Genomic DNA, 21,567 nt, shown 5'->3' on the forward strand with positions numbered 1-21,567 from the left:
AGTACAAAGTTTGAGGACTTGCGTACGCCAGAGTAGACCCGGGGTTAGGAGATGAATAATGGATTTTTCCACTTCAAAGAGAAAAGAAGAACATATTGATATCGTACTTAATAAGGAAGTAACAGGGCGCGGCATCAAAACAGGTTTCGACGACTACCGTTTTGAGCATCAGTCCCTCCCTGAGATTCGTTTTGACGAGATTAGCCTGGCATCGCAGTTTCTTTCGAAAAAGATGCAAACACCTTTTCTGATAAGTTCAATGGTTGGCGGGACTGACAGGGCCAAGAACATAAATAAAACACTGGCCTCTGTTGCTGAGCGGAGAGGTTGGGCTATGGCCCTCGGTTCGGTCCGTTCCGCTATTGAGCGCCCTGATACAAGTGACACATACGAGGTTCGAAGATATGCTCCGAGTATCCCCATTTTAGCAAACATTGGCGCTGTTCAATTGAATTACGGCTATGGCGTAGAGGAATGCAAGAGAGCCGTAGAATTAACCCAAGCAGACGGATTGATACTGCATATGAATAGTCTCCAAGAAGTTTTTCAACCTGAAGGAAATACGGACTTCAAAGGACTTTTATCGCAAATCGAAACGCTTTGTACCGAACTCTCTGTACCGGTCGGTGTGAAGGATGTGGGGTTTGGTGTAACTGGATTACTGGCCGAAGAACTGTTTCAACGAGGCGTGAGCTTTGTTGACGTTGCAGGAGCAGGCGGCACATCGTGGATACAGGTCGAGAAATACCGCAATCCCGATGAGGTGAAAAAGGCTGCTGCAGAAGTCTTTCAAGGCTGGGGGAATCCTACAGCAAACTGCATTGTGGACGTTGTGTCGCGTCCGTCTGCGGGTACCGTTATCGCCAGCGGCGGTTTAAGTAACGGTTTGGACGCAGCTAAAGCCCTAGCGCTTGGTGCAAACTTGGCAGGATTTGGACGTTCCATCCTGGCAGCAGCGGTGGAATCGGAAGAACGGTTAAATCAATTGTTTGAAGGCATTGAACTTCAGTGCAGAATTGCCATGTTTGGTATTGGCGTCCCTACAATTGACGCACTTCGGCATACCACCAGGCTGCATCGTATGTAGCGTGACCTTTCTTCACCTCAAATATCCCACTGCCGACCTTTGGTGCGCAGCAGGGCTGCTACAATGCCTGCCACAGATGCTGCCAGTAACGCCGTCAGTGCCCAGTGAAAACCCGTTGTTAACAACTGAATATCAGTGTGGGATACATGAGCCATGCGCCCAGCATAGACGGCGTTTTTCAACCGGGTTGGCAGTCCAGACGTCACGAGCGCCAGAGACAAGGCTGTTCCGATGACTTGTCCCATATTTTGCAGCATGGACCTCAGTCCGTTGGCAATACCCCGCCTCTCCGTTGGCACGCTGGTCATGATAAATGTCGTGTTGGGGGTCATGAACAATCCAGCCCCCGCACCAACGAGAAACATGGCGACAAGGGAAAGCAACAGAGCGTGTCCGCCACCCAGAAATCCCGCCAGCAAAGCCAATCCAATGATGGTCACAGCTAAGCCAACAGCGGACAGCAGACGGTATGTAAAACGAGCTGCTAAACTGCCGGCAATCGGGGACATGAGCATCATACCGATGGTGACGGGAAGGACGCGTAGACCTGCGGCAAATGGATTCAGACCAGATGTACTTTCAAAAAACAGAGCAATTAACAATACCACTGAGGTTCGCACCATGTTGTTGAACAGTGCAGCAATATAGCTTAGAGAAATATTTCTGCTGCGAAGCAGTTGCAGGTCGACAACAGGAGCAGGACTGTGTTGTTGTTGAACAACGAATATCGGGAGGCCGATGACAAATACTGCTGCTCCTAACATGACAATGGGGCTGAGCCACCCTAATACTCCTCCTTCGGACAGAGCAAGGATGAGTCCAGCCAGCACAATGAATATGAGACCACTGCCAACCCAGTCGATGGTTTCACGCTTTTCGGGTTTTGTACCTTCATGAAGCGTGAATGCCGCCCAGACTACGCCTATAACGCCAAGCGGGACATTAAACCAAAAAACCCATCTCCACCCCAATTGAAATGCAATCCAGCCGCCGAGAACCGGTCCCACCAATTGGGCTACAGAGCTCACCAGAACGTTAATACCTAGTCCACGGCTCAACAAAGGTTCGGGAAAGCTGTCTGTCAACAGTGCTGTGGTATTCGTAATAATCATGGCGCCGCCTGCTGCCTGAAACATACGCAGAATAATCAATACGGCTACATTTGGAGAAATCCCAATGAGCAGACTGACTCCTGTAAATAAAATAAAGCCTGCTAAATACATCTTTTTTCGGCCAAATATATCTGCCATCCGCCCAAATACGAGAATGAGAATAGTATTCGCTAACATATATGATAGAAGTATCCAGCTGGCAGAAGTTGATCCAGCATGAAAGTGATTGGCAATGTCCGGAAGCGCTACGTTCAGTGTTCCGACGTTCAGCAATGTCAGCATGACACCAATGGATGTTACAGACAGGACTAGCCATGGATACCTCTTTGAAGCCCTGCGGTTGTTTCGAACAGAATTTAGGTTGTTGTGCCGGTTTAGATGACTCATGCTGAAACACATCTCCGTTATGACAGTAAATTAGTACTTGCTTTTCATGCTTTAATGTTTTGGCTTGTACAAACCGAAATTTAAATACCTATTTTACCAGACTTTTGGCAATGAACCTCATTCCTAACCATGATATAGTGTCAACCATAACCAAAGAGAGGAATGAGAACATGCGCTTCAAGAAAACAGGAATGAGCATAGCTGCGGCTGCATCAGTGATTACCATTGGCGCGGCGACAGTACCAAATGCATTTGCTGCGACAACAAATACGGTGCGTGTGCAATCAGGCGACTCTCTGTGGAAGATTGCACATGCTCACCATATTAGCGTGCAGTCTCTTGAACAAGCAAATCCTTCCGTGAGTCCAAACAATTTAGCGATTGGTACGATTTTGCGTTTGCCGAGTTTGTATACTGTACAGTCTGGTGATACGCTTTGGAAAATTTCGCGACAGTATGGGGTAACGCCGACAAGTCTTCAAGCGGCAAACAAGGGAATCAACCCCGTCAACTTGAGAATTGGGAAGGTGTTGATTATACCGAGTCAACATTCATCGGGTACAACGACACAGTCTCCTCTTGTATCGACAACCTCCCAATCTTCATCATCCTATAGCTCCACAGACCTGTATTGGATGACGCATCTCATCCATGCCGAAGCGGGATCGCAACCTATGAAAGCAAAAATTGCCGTGGGTGATGTGATAATGAATCGTGTTCACAGCCCGAATTATCCCAATAGCGTCAAAGGCGTGATTTTTCAAGTCGCGAACGGACATTATCAGTTCACACCCGTCCTTAATGGATACATCTACTCCAGCCCAGGCAGCACGGACAGGCAGGCCGCTTTAGATGTATTGAAATATCACGACAATATTGTACCTAGTGCGTTTGTGTTTTACACACCGAGCGGGACGCCGGCCGCTAGTTGGGTCCGAAAGCAGCCCTATGTTGCGCAATATGGGCAGTTAGTCTTTGCAAAGTAGGATTCAAGCAGGTTTATGAATAACGATACTTGGAATGAGAGGGTCCCCCCTGAAGCCGAAACAGCCTCAGGGGGGACCCTGTATGTACGTGAGCAGGCAACCGATGCTGTGGAGCATTCTTCACTTTAAAATTGCTTCATGGACTGTCCTGCAGTTTAATGTAGTTCTTCAAATAAAATTCCAGTCTTTCTTGGTTGACTTTGAAATACGTATGGGGGTATATGTATAAGAGACAAATTGTTTAAAGGAGGAACAGATTCAATGTGTCAAGAAATCACCGCACCAGAATTTCAGTCAAAACTATTTCGTGGAGATGACATCTTCATGTTAGATGTCCGGGAAATTGAAGAGTATCGCTCCGGGCACGTAGAGGGCTCTGTGCTGATTCCCGTTGGTGTGCTGCCACACCTGATTCCAGATGTTGACAAGCAAAGAGAAGTGATTATCATGTGTCGAAGTGGCAATAGAAGCCAGGAAGCATGTCAAATTCTCCAGCAACGTGGTTTCACGAATGTAAAATCTCTGCAAGGCGGATTGACCGCTTTAAGTGCCTAGTGGAGCCCGGTAAGCTCTTTCCAGTAAAAATATGGTGTTGTCAAGAGGAGGGGACACACGTCCCTTCCTCTTGTTGGCTGGAGCAGTTGCGAAGGTTATTAAACTAGATTCTGATTACAGCACGAGGAGCAGCGAGAGGAGAACTCATGAGGAAAACTGATGTCTTGGTCGTTGGCGGAGGTGTCGCAGGCTTAAGTTGCGCCTTGTATACCAGTAGGGCTGGCCTGTCGACTACAGTACTGGATACGGGTATGTCGCAACTCAAGAAAGTCAGTGAGTTGCATAATATTCCAGGATTGCCGAAGGGAATTTCGGGGGAAGATTGGGTTGCTACTGCCCGAAGTCAGGCAGAAAATGCAGGTGCTGAGATTAGACAACTAGAGGCCACTGCGTTTGATTTAAAGCAAAGGCCCTACCAGGTCTTTACGAACTCTTTGGAAACAGGAGAGAAACTCTCCTTTGCGTCAGATTACGTTGTTATTGCAGTGAATCTCGGATATCCATTGCTTGAAGACATGGATTTGGGACTGGAAGTGAACGAGTTTGTACCCAGCAAGAAAATTCGAAAGGTTAAAAACATAACTTTTGAGGGGCGAACGACGAAGCCTGGGGTGTACATTGCGGGATTACTGGCTGACATCCCCAGCCAGACAGCCGTTTCATCCGGTCAGGGAACCTACGTAGGAGTTCAAATAGCCAGCGAAGCTTTGGGCAGGGCGTATATGTGGCACGATCGTTAGAGACTCGGATAAGAGGGGAGTATTCCCCTCTTATCGCTGAACGACTCAAAAAGGCCGTCCCGTGTCAACTTGTGATTAGGACGGCCTTTTTGATAATGATACTGAACAAACTGCTATGCAGTTATTAGTTTTACTAATCAAACTTAGGTTGTTTTCTTATATATCGGGCAAATAAATACCCCTTCAGGTATAGTGTAAGTGATATCCTGTAGGAAGACCCGCAACCTGCACAAGATAGCTCTTTAGCCCGCGAGATGTTTCACAGCGCATCGGTTGGGGCCAACTTCCAATTCTGAGCGCTCTGTTTCGGTTGGTGCATATTCACCCCGGTTAATTTGGACAATGGTTGTGTAGTTTGGCGGCGTCTGACCTGCCCTTTGAACCATTTTGTCTGTAAAATCTGCTTCAGACATGTCTTGGAAAAACTCGTTGGATGAACGAATGTCAGAGAAAACGCTGCCTACGTAGCCTTCACTGGTAAATTCACTTAGGTCAGCAAAGTGAGCGGGCAAGATAACAACGTCATCCGGAAGCGTGCTCAACTTATCACGAACGGTTTTGTAAAGCAGTTCTGACCATTCTTCGGCTTTACCACCCAGGTCAGGTCGGCCAATACCACTGACAAATACGGTGTCACCGGAGAGGAGATACTTGTTGTTTACCAAGAACGATACACTGCCAGGCGTGTGTCCGGGCGTAGGAATGGAAAGAACTTGCAGAGTTGCCTTGCCAAACTTGAATGTCTGCCCGTCTGTAAGGCCGTTAAATTCCATGTCTGATCCCTGCATCTCAGAAGCAGAAATCCAGTACTCTGCATTCTCTTGGTTCGCAAGGACCGGTCCACCGGATATATGGTCCGCATGACAATGCGTGTCAAGCACGTGGCGCACCTTTGCACCCTTATCTGCTGCAAGTTTTGAATAATAGTCGTCGTGACGTCCTGCGTCAACAACAATCGCTTCGTCACCGGAAACCAGCATATAGGACAGGCAACCTTTGGCTGGACGAATGACCTGCAGAAGTTCCAAATCATCTTGATTAGACTTCGTCACAGGCACATTGTAGTAAAATTCGCTCCATGCCTGCATGCCGCCTTCGACATTCAGGACCTTATATCCACGTTCATCAAGAATCTGTGATGCTTCTTTACTGGCATTGCCTTTGGCACAAATGACCGCTACTTCTTTATCGGTAGGGATTTGCGGATAAGCTTCAGGTCCATTTTCCTTCAGCTTTGAGGTCTGAATGTTGAGCATCTCTGCATTTTGATGCTTAACATGCCACTCATCAAAGGCTGCCACTCCACGAACATCCAAAATGACGGTAGGGTTTTTCTCCAATCGTTCATGAAGTTCCTGTGGGGTGATAGAAACTACCATTGATTGACCACTCCTTTGATTAAGGTACACACATTTTATACCCCATGGGGTATAATTGCAAGGGGTGAACAAAATTGTTTGGAGGAGATTCCATGAAAAAACCTGTTATTATGTACGTTATACCGCTCTGACCCCAGTGCAAACGCGCTAGGCGGTTCCTTTCGGAGAAAGGAATTTTATTTGAAGAGAGAAACATCTTGTTTAATAAGGCACACCGCAAAGAATTTGAACAGTTGACAAGTGTCATGGCAATACCTGTAACCGTATTTGGAGACAGGGTGGTGGTCGGTTACAACTTTGCCGAGTTTCAAGCGGCCGCGGACTATATTGGGTACTAAATTGTTTTCGAAACAAGTTTACGCGACAGGGCACACTTTGCTCGAGTTATAGACAAGTCGAGGGGAGAACATTGCAGAATCGAATGTCCGAGTTATTACACTCGTTTCGCTATCGAAACTATTTGTGGTTATGGCTTGTCGTAGCGCTGACCAACACGGGGAAATGGGTCTTTACGCTGGCGGTTACATGGCAGGTGTATAATCTTACACACTCCTCCTTTTGGTCTGGGGCGCTCATGTTTGCATCCATGTTTCCGAATATCATTGGAGCCCCGGTGGTCGGTGTACTCGCAGACAAGATTGAGCGGCGACGTCTCATCTTTATTGCTGTTGGGATTGCACTTACGGTACTGTTGTTGCTAGCCGGATTCACGGCTGCACACCTCATGAACTCTGGCGGCATGATTGTTATGGCCCTTCTGTTTGGATTGGCGACAAGCACAATGGGTGTGTCCATTAACGCTATAGTGCCAACGCTTGTCCCCAAGGATGTCTTGTATAATGCCTATTCGTTGCAGGCCGTTGGGCAGCGCGGGACAGAATTCGTGGGCCCATTTTTGGCAGCCCCTCTTCTAGCGGCCTTTGGCCCGGAATCGGTATATCTTTTCGGAGCAGCGACTTATGTTGTCGCCATTGTCTTTGCTCTTTTCCTGTCAGTTCCAAATACGGTGGAGCGGAAAGTCTCAGAGGGGTTTTTCGCCTCCCTGGGGAACGGCTTTCGTTATATTCACAGGAACCGATATATCTTTGGGATAATTGTGCTGGTCGGGCTGCACTGCTCTTTGACAATGGCATTCTTGGGAATGTTGCCGAAGTACGTTCAACAAGGATTGGGAGCGAAATCGAGTTTCTATGGTGTTTTAATGAGCATGGTAGGTCTAGGGTCTATTTTTGGTACTTTATTTTTAGCTGGAGTTAAGAGCCACGCACTGCGCATGAAACTGTTTTGGACAAGCGCAGTTCTGAGTGGCTTGTCGTTGTCTTTCCTTGGTGAAAGCAGCAGCAACACTGTGGCTGTCGTTGCAATTATACTCGTCGGTGCCTCTCAAGCACTGTTCATGACACTGACGGTAGCTTTCGTGCAAGAGGCAACCGCTGAACACGTTCGAGGTCGTGTTACAAGTGTGTATCTCGTACTCGCAGCCGGCCTCATGTCATTGGCAAACTGGGGGTACGGGTGGTTGGCAAATGTGGTAGCACCGAAGTACATCATGCTCACCGCAGGACTTCTTTTTACAGTTGTCGTAGGGATATATTGGCTTGCCACTCGCAACAAGCCGTTAGGTAAACCGGTCTCGAATGAAATGCTTGAGTTATGATCAAACAAGTTTCGGCCAAGCACGGATCCTGGATTACGCGTACCACACCAGTTCATCTTGGGCAAAATACTCTTTCAGAGCAAAAATACCGTAGGCGCCCGCCATGAAAAAGGCCATAATCAGTGCTCCCAACTGCATATCGCCAAGCGGTGACAGCCAAGCAATCATTCTCGGGGCATGAACGTAAAAAGGATACCAGGGGTGTTTGGCAATAAACAAGAGTACGACAAGCGGCATCATGAGGTTGTAGTTGTAGAGCAAGTACAGCAATCTCTGTCCCGGTTTCAATCTCGGAAGATGGGGGCTTTCAATTAACAAAGGTGCCCACATGAAGGCTGCAATAATGAAGAAGACGCTGTGTTCAAAGAAATGAAATGGGTCACTGACGAGTGCCAGTCCATACAATGGTGGTGTGTGAAACAGCGATAGTACAACATTAAAGACGCCTCCTGCTACGAGGGGATGGGCCCACTTCCGAATGAGCCAGCGCGTTTTTCGCGAATTCCACAGGAAATGGTAGGCGCGCAAAGGCAGGCCCTTCAGGATCAGCGGCGCCATGACGACAATCTCCAGCATATGCTGGAGCATATGTGCGCTGAACAAGTAATTATCTGATAAATAATCGAGTGGACCGCCAAAAGAAAAATACATCAGCCAACAGCCAGCCAAAAATGAGGCTGTTTGCTTGGACGAAGTTAAATGTCGCTCTCCAAACAAGCGGGTTGCGACGCTTCCGTGTACAAGAATCAAATATATAATTTGAATGAGAATCGCCACACTGAAAACAGTGGGCTGCCATAAGTCCCGCGGATTTGCATGGATCAGTGCGCTAAGCACGCCGCTTCCCCCTTGTTTAATTAAGACTGTAAATTTAGATTTGTTGAAGGTTCTATGTCTTTATTTAGTATAACGACATTTCTGCTTATCTGCATCCTCCGTAGTGTTTATCAGAGACGATCAACCGATTCATTCACACCATATCGTTTTGGCGAGGCCGAAGTGGTACGACCGGGACTTCGACTTACTCCAGATTTGTGCATAGCGGGGATTTGTATCGCACATACTCCAATTTAATGAGAAAAGACACACACCATTCATTGAGGTCCTGTTTTGCTGCAGGCAAGAGGAGAAGTGCCATGACGACAGATGTGAAATCGAGTTTGGAAGACCGTAGAAGGGCAGAAAAACCATATGAGAAAATCAGTCCGTTTGAGTTCAAAAATAAACTAATATCACTAGCCAAAGAGCACGAAAAACAGAGTGCGAAAGCGATGTTGAATGCTGGACGCGGAAATCCAAACTGGATTGCAGCAACGCCAAGAGAAGCTTTCTTCGCATTGGGAAGGTTTGCTGTTGAGGAGAGCCGGAGAACCTGGAATCAACAAGACTTGGCAGGAAAGCCAAGTGGCGACGGCATTGCTCAGCGTTTTAAAGAGTTTATAGACCGCCATCAACACGAGGAGGGTGTGGCACTCCTTCAGGACATTGTGGACTATGGCATTGACCGCAATGGATTTTCGCCCGACGAATGGATTCATGAACTCGTCGATGGTATTATCGGCGACAACTACCCCATGCCCGATAGGATGCTTGTACACTCTGAGAGCATTGTTCACGATTTTTTACTTCAGGAATTATGCGGGAATGACACTTCTTTGGGGAAGTTTGACTTGTTTGCCGTCGAGGGAGCAACAGCAGCAATGTGCTATCTATTTGATTCTCTCCAAGAGAATCGTCTGCTTGCAAAAGGCGCTAAAGTAGCTGTCATGGTTCCTATATTTCCGCCTTATGTTGAGATTCCTAAACTGTGGCGATACAATTTTGACGTCGTAGAGATCCGTGCTTTTGGCACGGATGGAGAGGGTCGTCATACATGGCAGTATCCAGAGTCTGAACTCAATAAATTGCGGGACACGTCAATTCACGCGTTGTTTCTGGTCAATCCCAGTAATCCTCCTTCAGTGGCTATGAACAAGCAGAGCGTGGCTACCCTCAAAGCAATTATCAAGGAATCGAATCCCAGTCTCATGATTATTTCGGACGATGTATACAGTACGTTTGTAGAAGGATACCGGTCCTTGATAGCAGAATTGCCCTACAATACGCTGTGTGTGTATTCTCTCTCGAAATACTTTGGTGTTACTGGGTGGCGTCTTGGTGTGATTGCTTTACACAAAGAGAATGTGTTTGACGATTTATTGAAAGGGCTCCCGGAAGAGACAGTCCAGATGTTAAATCAACGATATTCATCTATTACGGAAGAACCTGCCTCGATTCGATTTATTGACAGGGTCGTCGCAGACAGCCGTCAAGTTGCCTTGAACCACACAGCCGGATTGTCAACACCACAGCAAATTCAAATGACCTTGTTTGCAGCATTTGCACTTCTTGACACGAAAAACACTTATAAGCGCCTCACTATGGATATCTGTCAACGACGCATGCGTCTGCTTTATGAAGGTTTGGAACTGCCCATGCCGAAAATCCCTAACGATGCAGACTACTACACAGAGTTTGATCTGCAGCACTGGGCGGGCCATCACTATGGGAAGGACTTTGCACAGCATCTGGAAGAGAATTATGAACCCCTGGACATTCTCTTTCGCTTAGCGGAACAATCGTCAATTGTGCTGCTAAATGGCGGAGGATTTCATGGGCCAAAGTGGTCCATCCGTGTCTCCTTGGCAAATTTGGAGGACCAGGCTTATCGAGAAATTGGCGGAGAACTTCACCGCGTTCTTGAGGACTATGTCAAGGAGTGGCGAGTTTCCCGTCAAAAGTAACAATTACACAGTTCTTTCACACGTTACTTTTACACACTGCTTCGCGATGTCGTCTTGCTCAAGAATTTATGAATCTTAATACTCAGAGCAGGCAGGATTTCGACAGCATCTGCAGAATAAGAGCGTATATGCACAGGAGACGTTGCAGAAGGGGCATCTTTGGCCCTAAATAGACATGGGTTGCTTTTCAACATCAAGCATAATTTGTTGGCAAACCCCAGGAAACTGAGGGACGCAAAGCTATGGGCCTAAAGCACTTTGTGCAAGGGTTGCCAGGTTGCACTATTGTGATAAATCTGGCCTCAGGCCGGATTTTATTTTGTATTTGCAGTGTTTTCCATGATTTGTTTATGAAGTAAATTTTGTAAAAATCCACTGAAAAGGAGGGTCGATATGGCACGTCCACCAAACAAACCAAAACGCAAGTCAAAGAAGGATACTGAGGCCTCGCCGCTGGCTACTAATATTATTGTTATTGCAATTGCCATTCCTCTGATTTCTATGATAAGTCTTTACAGCCTTCAAAGTGACAAATGGGTTCACGGGGAGACCTTCTGGCTGATAAGCCGCGCTGCTGCCGTGGCGGCTTTCGTGGTTCTTACCTTAATCGTTGTGCTTGGGTTGCTCTTGAGCCATCCAAGAAACAAAGACACGTGGCGCTGGACTGTGCACCTTTTGTCATGGCACCAGTCGTTGATGGCAGCTTTGTTCATCCTCATTGGTTTGCACTTATTCTTCACTCTGTCTGACCCGAAGTCAGGTGTTACATTGCAGCAGGTATGGTTTCCGATTCACGCCCGCTATTATCCTTTGGCCATGGTAGCAGGGGCGGTTGCAGTCTACGGTCTCCTTATCATCATGATAAGTCTGGGATTGAGGAGAGTCACAAAAATGTGGTTACCATTGCACAGAATGTCTTGGCTTGTATGGGGACTGGTTTTTGCACATGGGGTTTTTGGCGGAACAGATACTGTGCGCTTACAGATGATGTATTGGATATCTGCAGGGGTTGTGGTTGTCACCTTTTACTGGCGCCATTGGGTCAACAATCAAAGGCGTCGAGCCAATCAAACGCCGCAGCCGGTTCCAGAGAGCACAGGCACTCCGAGCCATGCTCCTGATTTAGCCAGTTCTACAATTTCTAATCCGAAAGGAGGGTCTATATGAAACCAGCATGGAAACGCGCACTATTAGCCGCAGCCACTCTTGGCTTTGCAGTGACTGGATACGCTGAGGCACAGCCGCTTCACAGATTAATTCCTAAATCTCCGGGTGCTGCGACTCTGACAAATCAGGATTATGTGTCGCTAAACGCAGCAGTGAAGCAACAAACAGCCGATCTCCAAAAACAGATAAAACAGCTCACGAGTGAGGTCAAGCAGGCTCAGCAGAGTGATAAAGACGCTAGTGTCTCACTTGAGAAATTGCAAAAACAGGCAGTGTCTCTGCAACAGCAGTTGACGGCCAAGCAGGTCGCAGCCAAGCAGGCACAGCAACTCGCCTTGGCACGTTCTGCAGCGCAGGCGCGTCAGTTAGCCCAGCGAGTTAGCCCGCCGAAAGTCCAGAGTGTAACTCGGGCTTCAGGGAAATCTGACGATGATGGTGGTGGCGGACACGATGATTAAACCTTGGCAAAAAGCGGCACTTAGCGTACTTGCAAGTCTCGGTATATATGGGATTTTGCTGCACTCCATTGAAGCAAATACACGGAAGTCGAACCATGACGCGGCTCTGATTCGTGCTGAAAAGGAACAGTACCAATTACTTGAGACGGAGTTGAAGAAACAACAAGTTGCCTTGGTCCAGTTACATTTGGCACTGACGAAAGAGCACGCTAAAAAACTCCAAATCGAAGCCAAGATGGCTGATGCGAGAAGTCAAATTGACAAACTCAAGAGTGGAATCCAGGTAGCTGCTGTTCATGTGTCGAATGCACAACACGCGGCTGCCAAGGTATCCGTTCCGACGCCTTCAGTAACCGTTTCCAATCCTCCGCCAGTACAGGCCACGACAAAAGCGTCAGGCGCGTAGCAGAACGGGTCTCGCGGAACTTCAGACGTGAATGGTCTTCAAAATGACGCTTTGGCGTCAGTCTGTCGCAAGCCAAACAATGAAAGGCTCCATGTCTGCATTCATGTGGATATTGCCCGTTTTTGTAATCCACAAACAGCGAGGCGTGTAATCCCGCCACAAGGGGGCATCTCTAAATCCGCGAAGCAGAATATATTTAGTCACGACTTCGGCTGTGGCTGCTGAATCTGCCAGGGCCGTAACTGAGTAGAGCTGGGTTTCTACAGGACTGCCTGTAGCAGGATCGATTAGGTGATGGACTTTCTTACCTTCGTGGACCCATGCATTGCGCCAGAGGGAACTGGTGCACAGCGCCGTCTTTTGGCCATAGTTTCCAACAGGTGAAGCGACCGCTGAAAGGGTAGACGGATTAAGTGGATTTTCAATACCGATGTTCCATGGGTCGCCGGAGTGCTGACAGCCGGACACAACGAGATCGCCGCCTGCATCAATGATATATCCTGCCAGGTTGAACGGGCTGACGGCGGATTCAATCATCTCGGCCAAACAGTCTGCGGTGTAGCCTTTGCCAATGCCGCCAAGGTCTATCGGGGTAACTAGCTTAATTTCGCCGTGCTCATTTCTGTGGAATACCTTGGCGGGGTCACAGGATGAGGGTTCTGATTGATGGAAGCTGTTGTTAAAGGCAGCGCCGGCGTAGCCAATTTCTTCTAAGCGAGGCAAAATACGCGGGTCAAAAGCGCATGCTGTCAAATCCATGGCTGCTTCTGCTATCTTTAGCACCTCCTCCATATGAGGAGAGGGCGTTGTCCACTGGTCCATGCTATTTATCAGGGTCATCAATTCGCTGTCTTGGCGAAAGCGTGATAGAGATTGCTCCAGTTGTTCTGTTTTTTCTTCTAATTGTGTGAGTAGCGCTTCTGTCTCGCCACTGTTGATAGGGGTGGAAGAATCAGAATTCGGCCACAAGTCCAGGCGCACTGAAAACCGGGATCCCATGGCGTCATAGCTCCGTTGAAATGTTGTCATTCACGCTGTTCCTTTCTAACCATCCTACATTTGAATCTATTATAAAACAGTTTTGCACGACATAGGATGCAGGTTTTCAGTCAGGCAGTCAACCGGCAGGTATTGCCGCAGCGCCAGTTGATTCTTACACGAGGGCCCCCAAGGGAGGTCCCTATGAAAAAGATTAAAGGCCACCAGTCAAGCTTGGTTCTTTACCGGGCTTGGCTTTCTGCTATGCTTAAGTCAGTACATAGAGCTGAGAGGGTGTTTCCATGGAGAAGTGGGACGTTTCCAACATGCCGCAAATGTCCGGCAAGGTCGTTGTGGTTACAGGTGCGAACAGCGGGATTGGGTTTGAGTCCGCAAAAGCATTGGCGGGGAACGGCGCAACCGTTGTGTTAGCTGTACGGAATTTGAAAAAGGGAATGGAAGCTGCTGATAAAATTCAGCAGATGCACCAAACGGCGAGGGTGAAGGCGCTGACTCTCGATTTAGCCGATCTCGCCAGTATCCGGGCGTTTCCTGAACAACTGAATCAGGCAGGGTTTGTAAAGTTGGATGTACTGGTCAATAATGCGGGCGTCATGGCGCCGCCGCTCAAAAAGACGACGGATGGATTTGAACTTCAGTTTGGAACGAACCACCTTGGTCATTTTGTGCTAACACATCAGCTCTTGCCCTTCTTGAAACAGGAAGGTGGACGCGTGGTATCAGTAAGCAGCATGGCACATGTACAGGGACAAATCGACTTTGAGAATTTGGATGCAGCAAAGGGGTATAGTCGCTGGCGCTTCTATGGTCAGAGCAAACTTGCAAACCTTCTGTTCGCCTACGAGTTGCAAAGGCGCCTGACTGCGGCCGGGTGGCCTGTCATCAGTGTGGCTTGTCACCCAGGCTTTGCTGCGACCAATCTAACCGCTGCAGGGGTTGGTATGAACATGGGGGTGTTCGGGCGCGGTTTGGCGGCTTTTGCCAATCTATTTGCACAAAGTGCCTATATGGGGGCTTTGCCTACTGTGTACGCAGCGGTCAATGAAAACCTCCGCGGCGGCGAATACATTGGACCTGTTGGAAAAAGTGGCATGAAGGGCTATCCGGGCATCGTAAAGTCAAATGACCGCTCCTATGATACTGAGTTGGCGCAGAAACTATGGAGAGTATCAGAGGACTTAACAGGTGTGCACTACAGCTTTGAGTGAAATGGACCAATGAGCAGAGACCATTGGTGGAATGATGATTTCCTCACAAGAGGCAGTAAAAACGGAGGAGGGGAGCGCTGCCAACAGAAACTGTTGAACAGCGCTTCTTTCGCAACCATTTCAAGCTGGATGCTGACAGTCGTCCGTTAGTCGACTTGATACTGGCCTAATTCCTGAATTTCATCTCTCATTTTGTTTTCAGCTTCAGTGCTCATGCCATCAGCAACGCTGGTTGTGAGTATACCGTGATTTAAAGTCCAAACACTGCCTTGAAAGTGCTGAATGAACCATCTGTCGTGTGAAACGGCAACCACAGGTCCGGGAAACTGATTTAATGCCCGCTCGAACTCCTCGAGAATATCAAAACTGACGTGGTTTGTGGGTTCGTCAATCAAGAGTAGATTCGCCTCCTTTGCCATTAGCTTTGCAATCATTAGTTTGCGGAGCTGCCCTGGACTCAGAGATGTGACAGGCAAATGAAAGTCCTTGTACTGGAACAGCTGATACGATAGAAGTTTGGAGACATGGTCGTCTCGTTGCCCGGGCAATAATTGGCGAAATATGTCTAACAAAGAGAAATCCGACTGATTGCCCTCGTTTCCGGATGCAGGTCTGTCACTGACCGGGTTGGCTTCGGAACTGTGTTTGATCTGGGGTTGAAACTCTTGTTGGATGTATGCGGCGTGAATGTGCCGGGGGACGAAGACTTCACCCGTTATCTGCAAGCCGCCCGTCTCATACATGAACCCTCCTGCTGCAGCGTTTGCAATGATATTCAAAAGGGTTGTCTTACCAGCACCGTTGGGGCCTGTCAGAAGGACATGCTGATGTTTTCCCAGAGTAAGGCTTACATCTTTTAGGATTGCAGCACCGTCGCTCTTAGTAACATTGACGTGGGCAATCGTGACGACCGTAGGGCGGTGCACTTGCTCTGCCTGCAGCGACGCAGCAAATTTCATGGGGTCAGGCGGCCTGGGAGTTGGATTTTCCAAAATCTTTTCCAGTTCCACTTCGGCTGCTCGAACGCGACTGGAGACTGCGCGCTGAACCTTTTGACCGTGTCCAAAATACGCCATTTTGTTTCCGTCTTTCGGAGGCCGGTTGTGCCCGACTTGTCTGGCTGATTCGTATATGCGCAGGCGCAGTTCCTGTATTTTTAACCGCTCGCGTGCATAGCGTTGTTCCCATTGCCGGCGTGCGTCATGTTTTTCCTGAATGTACAAGGTGTAGTTTCCGCTGTATTCGCGTACCTGGTGGTCAAATTCGTTAACCTCCAGAATTTTAGTAACTGTTTTATCAAGAAAGGTCCTGTCGTGAGAGACTACCACTAGGGCCCCTTTAAATGTATTGAGATAGTCTTCCAACCAATTTATCGCTGCGGAGTCTAAGTGGTTCGTTGGCTCGTCGAGGAGCAGTACGTCGGGATTCTGAATCAAAGTAGCAGCGAGCCCCAGACGAGTCTTTTCTCCTCCAGACAATGCACTAACTCGTTGATTTTTAGTGAGGTACGACAGTCCCAGTCCATGAAGCACTGCTTGAATTCTGTAATCCAACTCATATCCTCCGCAAGCTTCAAACCGTTCGGCCAATTCACCGTATTCTTCCATAATGCGGTTTAGGGATTGCTGTTCCTTACAGAGACCCATTTGTTTCGTCAATTGTTCCAGGTGAAGTTGAATGGCTCGCAACTGATGCTGGGCTTCTTCAAGCCAACTACCGACCGTATGTCTGTCCGAGAATTGTATCGTTTGCGGCAGATAAGCAAAAGTCACGTTGGAGGCACGCCTCACATAACCGTCACTTGGTCCATCGAGGCCCGACATAATTTTCATAAGAGTTGATTTCCCAGACCCGTTTGCACCGATGAGTCCGGTACGACTTCCGTGCTGAATGGTAAATGTTGCTTTTGCAATGACTTCTTTATCACCAAAAGATTTGGTTACACCGTTTACGGACAGTACCTGCATATATTTGACCTCCTTGTATTCAGTTCACGGCTTAAATAGATGTGGTGTACGACGCGTGACCTGCAACAAAAAGGCCGTGGTGCAGAATGCCCACGGCAGATGAGAAACATTGAGGTTTTCTAGCGAAAGAATCCGGACCTATACAGCAGCAATAGCGACAGCCGTATCAATCAAGTTCCATCCTGAAAAGTACCCAGCTTGTTTCTCCATGAATCATTCAAGCACAAGAGAGCCTTGTCAAACGGAAAGGCAAGTGTACATCCAAACGTACACGGTCTTCCTGCAAGAACTCACCGATGCTTGCTGCTGCGTGCAGCGTCTGCATCCAAACCTTATAAGAGCAGGTCTTAGAGTACAAACGAATAATCCATGACGATAACTGGATACCACCTTTCTCGATTCATTGACTGTCTGTCATTTTACATCATCAAGTATACCATAGTTTGACAGCAGATTTGAGATAGAGGGGCTACGAAATTACTTTTCCTGTATAGTAAGTCACCTTTGCACGAGGCTGCATTTTCTGTCCGCTTTCACCACCGTGATGTTGTTTAAACATGTCACTGTGAATGTAGCCTTCGAAAGCCTCTTTGGATTCCCAACGCGATACTGCAAGGAGTGCTCCGTCTTCTTCCGTCCAGAGTTCGAAACCAAGAAAGCCGTCAAATTCCTTCAAATTAGGTGCATTATGTGCGAAACCTTGCTGCATCTTTTGTTGTTCTTCTTCTGAGACTTCAATCCGGTTTGCGGCAATAAACATGGTTCGATCAACCTCCTGGTATTTGTGGTTATGTTACAATTGAATTGACAATCCTATAATGTTGAAACATCCTTGACAGTTTTCAGTATAATGTACTCGATGATGAGTAGTCAAATTCGACTAATTGCTGAGACGGACCATAATTGACATGGATAACTGAGGTCGACCTGCTGAGATTCCGAAACGGACTCGACTCGTTCCGATAGCATGTTGACTTTAATTTGGGGGAAGAATCATGGATGAACGGAGCCTGCTGTTGTTGGGTATGCTGAGAACGCAAAGCCAGCACGGCTATCAAATTAATGAATTTATTGAGCAAAATCTGTCTCGCGTTATTGACATTAAACGTTCTACTGCGTATTCCATTTTGGATAGGCTTAGTGCCGCCGGCTATGTAGATGTGACTGTGGAGCAGGAGGGAAATAGACCACCGCGCAAAGTCTACGCCATCACGCCTCAGGGGGAGGCACAATTTTATGAGTTGCTTAGGGAGAATTTGACGGAAGCTGAAGGTTTGTCTTCTCCTTACGATATTGGCCTGATGTTTTTGGATGCTTTGTCTCAGGAAGAGGCTCTCGCCGCGGTGAAGACTCGCATCGAAAAACTGCAGTATTGGACAGAGATGTATGAAAATGCACCAAGACATGGATTTGGCGTTGGCGTCGACTTAGCAGTAGAGCACCGTCTGATGCTGGTGAAAGCTGAATTGGACTGGCTCAAATCCGTGAGAAATCGAATTGGGTCCGCACAACGCTAAAAAGGGCATGGGTCCTGTATCGTTTCGGGAGGATACGTTATGTCTTTTTGCAGATCAGTCTCACATCAAATTTTGGACAGGAGTACCCACATTTAACTGAATATTAGTATAATAATGTTAGAACACAATACTAAAGGAGGGCTTGATGTGTTTGAGTCCACAATGATGGAGTTTCCCTTGACCTTAAATCATATCTTAGAACGAGCAGGAGACTTGTTCGCAAAATCTGAGATTGTATCACAGACACCCGAAAAGGCCTTGCATAGATATTCATATCGAGAGTTTTACAGCCGTTCTATTCAGTTGGCGGAAGCCTTGCAACAGGCTGGTTTGCAGCGAGGAGACAGAGTAGCAACTTTGATGTGGAACCACTATGCTCACCTCGAAGCCTATTTCGGTATTCCGGCAGCAGGCGGAGTGTACCATACGTTAAATATTAGGCTTCATCCGGATGAAATCGCATACATTGCAAATCACGCCTCCGATCGCTTCTTGATTGTAGATGACGTACTTGTCCCCCTCCTAGAGAAATTCATCGACAAAGTCTCTTTTGAACGCATTTTTGTGGTGCCCTTATCACAGCACCCTATCCCCACTCGCTATGAAGACTATGAAATGTTTTTGGCTACGGCAGCGGGAGAGTTTCAGTTCCCTGAACTCAATGAAAATGAACCTGCAGGAATGTGTTATACATCTGGTACAACGGGTCGTCCGAAGGGTGTGGTCTATTCACATCGTTCCTTAGTCCTTCATTCGCTTGCGGCAGCGCTGGTGGATACACTTGCCATCGGAGAAAGAGACGCTGTGTGTCCAGTGGTCCCGATGTTTCACGCAAATGCTTGGGGAGTACCTTTTGCATCCGTTCTGGTGGGTGCCAAACAGGTGTTTCCGGGGCCTCATCTCGATGCACAAAGTTTGCTCAATCTATTTGCGGCTGAGAACGTGACTTTTGCTGCCGGAGTTCCTACCATTTGGCTGGGAATAGCCCAGGCGCTGGAGCAAAATCGAGAAGGCTGGCTTTTAAAAAATATAAGGATGGCAGTCGGGGGGTCAGCAGCGCCGGAAGGTTTAATTCGTACCTTTGACAAGTTTGGTCTGAAGGTCATTCACGCTTGGGGCATGACAGAAACCACACCGCTTGCGACGGTGAGCCAGCCCCTTGCTTTGATGGATGAATGGGACGCAAACGATGTTTATCGGATTCGCGCGAAGCAAGGCTCGCGTGTACCTTTTATTGATATGCGGATTGTCAATGAAGACGGAATTGTTCCACGGGATGGACAGACAATGGGAGAACTGCAAGTCCGAGGACCGTGGGTTGCCAGGGACTACTACAATCGACCGGATACGGCCGCAAGCTTTACGGAAGACGGTTGGTTCCGTACAGGCGACGTTGCTACTATTGATGAGTACGGGTACATGAAGATAACGGATCGGACGAAGGACCTCATCAAGTCTGGGGGGGAGTGGATTAGTTCTTTGGATCTGGAAAACACCTTGATGGGGCATCCAGGTGTGGCCGAGGCTGCCGTATTTGCAATTCCCCACCCAAAGTGGCAGGAGCGACCTGTTGCAGCGGTCGTCGTAAAACAAGGGCAAACAGTATCCGAAGAAGAATTGAAGGAGTATTTAACTAGGACAGTACCAAAGTGGTGGGTCCCAGAGGCGTTCGTATTTATTGATGAGATACCGAGAACATCTGCTGGGAAATTTTTAAAATCCAAACTGCGAGCGGATTACCACGACTGGAATTGGAACTGGGACCCGGCAGGGAAGGCGTAGATGAAGCTTTGCCCGCGAAAACAGGCTGAGGAACCGGGCTGAGGATAGATGTCGCAGATTCACTGGGTGCGGCTTCGCCGTAGTCGGAGTGCCGGAATTCACTGGATACGTACAGCTTCTTTCGACACGACCTGTTGGTCCACCTCATTTACTTCTTCATGTTATTTGTTTCATCAAATGGATGAAACAGATCGCAACGGGAATTCTGAGAAGACCACAACGTTTGACGATTGTGAGATCAGCCGCTGAAGGAGATTGTTTTTTATGCTGCGCTCATTCCCTGAAGTGTGGCTGTTGGGACTGGTTGTGCTGGCTGTCGTAACAGTAGGCGTGTGCCCTGGTGAATGGGTCTCTGCATCTTCAGAACTCACGCTTGTCCGTAACCTTGCAGAGGAAATCCCGCGCGGGCATTTGAGCGGTGAGTTCCCCGGACACTCATTCCGAATTTCAGAGACAGGGTTGGAACCGGGAGACATTATTGCGTGCCACAATCCCAAGGGCGGGTACGGATATTGGACACATGCGGTCCTATATGTTGGAAAAGGAGAAGCGGTGGATTCCAACGACTTTGTTCGAGGCACTATCCGGCGCCCGGTCTCAGCCTACAGCACCTATCAAGCTGTGGTGGTCTTACGGGTAAAAGCACCCAAGGCACTTCGCGAGAAGGCAGTTCAAACCGCATTGGCAGACGTAGGAAAACCGTACGACCCCTTTTCTCCAGTCTGCGACTCACGTGGTCAGTACTGCAGTAAGTTGGTGTGGCAGGCATTTCAACGGCAGGGTGTGAGGCTGTGCCCCCGTCATCGTTGGATCGTTCCGGACGATCTCGTTCACAGTCCCAAACTCACCACCATAAAACGGTGGTCTCAGGTATGAGGTCACCCAGAATCACTAATAGTCCGACGCAAAAACATCGTCTTCCTCATCCATTTCGCGTATTCTCCGGGAGTTATTTCCTGATGGTACTGTGGTCTGTTTTTGAACTCGTTCCCCGTTGGCTGCACATGAGCATTGTTTTGTTGTGGTTGTTTGCTCTGCTCTTCTATGCAGATGCATGGGGAAAGCGGACCGGAAAGCATCTCTCGCTGATATTGAACATCATCCTGGCTCAACTTCCCGGACTCAGCCTATCAGCACTAAGTTTCTGGACAATAGAACATGGACAGTTAAACGAATGGATGAACGGCGGACTCGAAATGTGGACTTCACCTCTTCTCCGTCTGTGGGAATGGCTTCCTCGCGCTTCGTATCAAGGCTTGTCTGCAGCATACCTTGCCGCCTGTCTTACACCTTATCTGCTTGTCAGCTTGCAAATCCTCTGGTACTTTACAGCACAAAGATTCATGGGAAAATATCAATGGGTGTTGCATTAGCATT

20 protein-coding genes, 1 pseudogene and 1 riboswitch are annotated in these 21,567 nt (G+C 48.1%); of the genes and pseudogenes, 15 read left to right on the plus strand and 6 right to left on the minus strand.

Annotated features, from left to right (window positions below; genetic code table 11):
* The first annotated feature begins 58 nt into the window (after window positions 1-58).
* On the plus strand, window positions 59-1,087 hold the full coding sequence (fni, locus tag GI364_RS05155) for a type 2 isopentenyl-diphosphate Delta-isomerase (RefSeq protein WP_198852623.1): 1,029 nt from the start codon (window positions 59-61) through the stop codon (window positions 1,085-1,087).
* Between the two features lie 17 nt (window positions 1,088-1,104).
* On the opposite strand, the gene GI364_RS05160 is transcribed toward fni, so the two are convergent.
* Complete coding sequence (locus tag GI364_RS05160) at window positions 1,105-2,586, minus strand: MFS transporter (RefSeq protein ID WP_198852624.1); 1,482 nt, start codon at window positions 2,584-2,586, stop codon at window positions 1,105-1,107.
* A 170-nt stretch (window positions 2,587-2,756) separates the two neighbouring features.
* On the opposite strand from GI364_RS05160, the gene GI364_RS05165 reads away from it, so the two are divergent.
* The 3 genes from GI364_RS05165 (at window position 2,757) to GI364_RS05175 (ending at window position 4,867) form a co-directional block, all read left to right on the plus strand.
* Window positions 2,757-3,572, plus strand: a complete 816-nt coding sequence (locus GI364_RS05165) for a LysM peptidoglycan-binding domain-containing protein (RefSeq protein ID WP_198852625.1) — start codon at window positions 2,757-2,759, stop codon at window positions 3,570-3,572.
* A gap of 261 nt (window positions 3,573-3,833) precedes the next feature.
* Entirely contained in the window at window positions 3,834-4,127 is a 294-nt protein-coding gene (locus GI364_RS05170) for a rhodanese-like domain-containing protein (RefSeq protein WP_198852626.1), read from the plus strand.
* A gap of 113 nt (window positions 4,128-4,240) precedes the next feature.
* Entirely contained in the window at window positions 4,241-4,867 is a 627-nt protein-coding gene (locus GI364_RS05175; protein ID WP_255524677.1) for an FAD-dependent oxidoreductase, read from the plus strand.
* A 242-nt stretch (window positions 4,868-5,109) separates the two neighbouring features.
* Here the strand turns inward: GI364_RS05175 and GI364_RS05180 are convergent, their stop codons facing one another.
* Entirely contained in the window at window positions 5,110-6,246 is a 1,137-nt protein-coding gene (locus GI364_RS05180; RefSeq protein WP_198852628.1) for an MBL fold metallo-hydrolase, read from the minus strand.
* A 143-nt stretch (window positions 6,247-6,389) separates the two neighbouring features.
* Here GI364_RS05180 and GI364_RS05185 point away from each other — a divergent pair.
* Together GI364_RS05185 and GI364_RS05190 are read left to right on the plus strand one after the other, a co-directional pair.
* A pseudogene (locus GI364_RS05185) lies at window positions 6,390-6,584 on the plus strand (glutaredoxin family protein); the annotation flags it as partial.
* 71 nt (window positions 6,585-6,655) lie between these two features.
* Window positions 6,656-7,903 (plus strand): MFS transporter, encoded by a 1,248-nt coding sequence (locus tag GI364_RS05190; protein ID WP_198852629.1) that lies wholly within the window; start codon window positions 6,656-6,658, stop codon window positions 7,901-7,903.
* 33 nt (window positions 7,904-7,936) lie between these two features.
* On the opposite strand, the gene GI364_RS05195 is transcribed toward GI364_RS05190, so the two are convergent.
* Window positions 7,937-8,740, minus strand: coding sequence for a cytochrome c oxidase assembly protein (locus tag GI364_RS05195; RefSeq protein WP_198852630.1), 804 nt, complete (start codon window positions 8,738-8,740; stop codon window positions 7,937-7,939).
* Between the two features lie 299 nt (window positions 8,741-9,039).
* On the opposite strand from GI364_RS05195, the gene aspD reads away from it, so the two are divergent.
* The 4 genes from aspD (at window position 9,040) to GI364_RS05215 (ending at window position 12,717) form a co-directional block, all read left to right on the plus strand.
* The gene (gene aspD / locus GI364_RS05200) at window positions 9,040-10,686 is read left to right on the plus strand and encodes an aspartate 4-decarboxylase (RefSeq protein ID WP_198852631.1); all 1,647 of its coding nucleotides are present in this window, start codon (window positions 9,040-9,042) and stop codon (window positions 10,684-10,686) included.
* A 199-nt stretch (window positions 10,687-10,885) separates the two neighbouring features.
* A riboswitch (cyclic di-GMP riboswitch) is annotated at window positions 10,886-10,971 on the plus strand.
* 108 nt (window positions 10,972-11,079) lie between these two features.
* Window positions 11,080-11,853 (plus strand): hypothetical protein, encoded by a 774-nt coding sequence (locus GI364_RS05205; protein WP_198852632.1) that lies wholly within the window; start codon window positions 11,080-11,082, stop codon window positions 11,851-11,853.
* Window positions 11,850-12,311: a hypothetical protein gene (locus tag GI364_RS05210; RefSeq protein WP_198852633.1), complete on the plus strand. Its 462-nt coding sequence runs from the start codon at window positions 11,850-11,852 to the stop codon at window positions 12,309-12,311. The genes GI364_RS05205 and GI364_RS05210 overlap by 4 nt, the downstream gene beginning before the upstream one ends.
* Window positions 12,304-12,717, plus strand: coding sequence for a hypothetical protein (locus GI364_RS05215; protein ID WP_198852634.1), 414 nt, complete (start codon window positions 12,304-12,306; stop codon window positions 12,715-12,717). Before GI364_RS05210 ends, GI364_RS05215 begins: the two co-directional genes overlap by 8 nt.
* Window positions 12,718-12,774: 57 nt before the next feature.
* Here the strand turns inward: GI364_RS05215 and GI364_RS05220 are convergent, their stop codons facing one another.
* Window positions 12,775-13,746 (minus strand): FAD:protein FMN transferase, encoded by a 972-nt coding sequence (locus GI364_RS05220; RefSeq protein ID WP_198852635.1) that lies wholly within the window; start codon window positions 13,744-13,746, stop codon window positions 12,775-12,777.
* Between the two features lie 251 nt (window positions 13,747-13,997).
* On the opposite strand from GI364_RS05220, the gene GI364_RS05225 reads away from it, so the two are divergent.
* Entirely contained in the window at window positions 13,998-14,924 is a 927-nt protein-coding gene (locus GI364_RS05225) for an oxidoreductase (RefSeq protein ID WP_198852636.1), read from the plus strand.
* 146 nt (window positions 14,925-15,070) lie between these two features.
* Here the strand turns inward: GI364_RS05225 and GI364_RS05230 are convergent, their stop codons facing one another.
* Together GI364_RS05230 and GI364_RS05235 are read right to left on the minus strand one after the other, a co-directional pair.
* Entirely contained in the window at window positions 15,071-16,891 is a 1,821-nt protein-coding gene (locus tag GI364_RS05230) for an ABC-F family ATP-binding cassette domain-containing protein (RefSeq protein ID WP_198852637.1), read from the minus strand.
* A gap of 469 nt (window positions 16,892-17,360) precedes the next feature.
* A complete protein-coding gene (locus tag GI364_RS05235) occupies window positions 17,361-17,651 on the minus strand; it encodes an antibiotic biosynthesis monooxygenase family protein (RefSeq protein ID WP_198852638.1) in 291 nt (96 codons plus the stop codon).
* A 235-nt stretch (window positions 17,652-17,886) separates the two neighbouring features.
* Between GI364_RS05235 and GI364_RS05240 the strand changes: the two genes are divergently transcribed.
* The 4 genes from GI364_RS05240 to GI364_RS05255 all read left to right on the plus strand — a co-directional run bounded on the left by GI364_RS05240 (window position 17,887) and on the right by GI364_RS05255 (window position 21,563).
* Entirely contained in the window at window positions 17,887-18,408 is a 522-nt protein-coding gene (locus GI364_RS05240) for a PadR family transcriptional regulator (protein WP_198852639.1), read from the plus strand.
* A gap of 162 nt (window positions 18,409-18,570) precedes the next feature.
* Window positions 18,571-20,190 (plus strand): long-chain fatty acid--CoA ligase, encoded by a 1,620-nt coding sequence (locus tag GI364_RS05245; RefSeq protein ID WP_198853860.1) that lies wholly within the window; start codon window positions 18,571-18,573, stop codon window positions 20,188-20,190.
* 264 nt (window positions 20,191-20,454) lie between these two features.
* On the plus strand, window positions 20,455-21,066 hold the full coding sequence (locus GI364_RS05250) for a YiiX/YebB-like N1pC/P60 family cysteine hydrolase (RefSeq protein ID WP_198852640.1): 612 nt from the start codon (window positions 20,455-20,457) through the stop codon (window positions 21,064-21,066).
* Window positions 21,067-21,149: 83 nt separating this feature from the next.
* Window positions 21,150-21,563 carry a hypothetical protein gene (locus GI364_RS05255; protein WP_198852641.1) on the plus strand — a complete coding sequence of 138 codons (414 nt, stop codon included), beginning with the start codon at window positions 21,150-21,152 and terminating at the stop codon, window positions 21,561-21,563.
* Window positions 21,564-21,567 lie beyond the last annotated feature (4 nt).

Source organism: Alicyclobacillus sp. SO9 (assembly GCF_016406125.1).
Lineage (GTDB): Bacteria > Bacillota > Bacilli > Alicyclobacillales > Alicyclobacillaceae > SO9.

Excerpts from the sequence above, each read along its gene's own strand:
- fni (WP_198852623.1), top strand. The coding sequence starts at position 59 with ATGGATTTTTCCACTTCAAAGAGAAAAGAAGAACATATTGATATCGTA.
- GI364_RS05160 (WP_198852624.1), bottom strand. The coding sequence starts at position 2,586 with ATGAGTCATCTAAACCGGCACAACAACCTAAATTCTGTTCGAAACAAC.
- GI364_RS05165 (WP_198852625.1), top strand. The coding sequence starts at position 2,757 with ATGCGCTTCAAGAAAACAGGAATGAGCATAGCTGCGGCTGCATCAGTG.
- GI364_RS05170 (WP_198852626.1), top strand. The coding sequence starts at position 3,834 with ATGTGTCAAGAAATCACCGCACCAGAATTTCAGTCAAAACTATTTCGT.
- GI364_RS05180 (WP_198852628.1), bottom strand. The coding sequence starts at position 6,246 with ATGGTAGTTTCTATCACCCCACAGGAACTTCATGAACGATTGGAGAAA.
- aspD (WP_198852631.1), top strand. The coding sequence starts at position 9,040 with ATGACGACAGATGTGAAATCGAGTTTGGAAGACCGTAGAAGGGCAGAA.
- GI364_RS05205 (WP_198852632.1), top strand. The coding sequence starts at position 11,080 with ATGGCACGTCCACCAAACAAACCAAAACGCAAGTCAAAGAAGGATACT.
- GI364_RS05210 (WP_198852633.1), top strand. The coding sequence starts at position 11,850 with ATGAAACCAGCATGGAAACGCGCACTATTAGCCGCAGCCACTCTTGGC.
- GI364_RS05215 (WP_198852634.1), top strand. The coding sequence starts at position 12,304 with ATGATTAAACCTTGGCAAAAAGCGGCACTTAGCGTACTTGCAAGTCTC.
- GI364_RS05220 (WP_198852635.1), bottom strand. The coding sequence starts at position 13,746 with ATGACAACATTTCAACGGAGCTATGACGCCATGGGATCCCGGTTTTCA.
- GI364_RS05225 (WP_198852636.1), top strand. The coding sequence starts at position 13,998 with ATGGAGAAGTGGGACGTTTCCAACATGCCGCAAATGTCCGGCAAGGTC.
- GI364_RS05230 (WP_198852637.1), bottom strand. The coding sequence starts at position 16,891 with ATGCAGGTACTGTCCGTAAACGGTGTAACCAAATCTTTTGGTGATAAA.
- GI364_RS05235 (WP_198852638.1), bottom strand. The coding sequence starts at position 17,651 with ATGTTTATTGCCGCAAACCGGATTGAAGTCTCAGAAGAAGAACAACAA.
- GI364_RS05240 (WP_198852639.1), top strand. The coding sequence starts at position 17,887 with ATGGATGAACGGAGCCTGCTGTTGTTGGGTATGCTGAGAACGCAAAGC.
- GI364_RS05245 (WP_198853860.1), top strand. The coding sequence starts at position 18,571 with ATGATGGAGTTTCCCTTGACCTTAAATCATATCTTAGAACGAGCAGGA.
- GI364_RS05250 (WP_198852640.1), top strand. The coding sequence starts at position 20,455 with ATGCTGCGCTCATTCCCTGAAGTGTGGCTGTTGGGACTGGTTGTGCTG.
- GI364_RS05255 (WP_198852641.1), top strand. The coding sequence starts at position 21,150 with ATGGTACTGTGGTCTGTTTTTGAACTCGTTCCCCGTTGGCTGCACATG.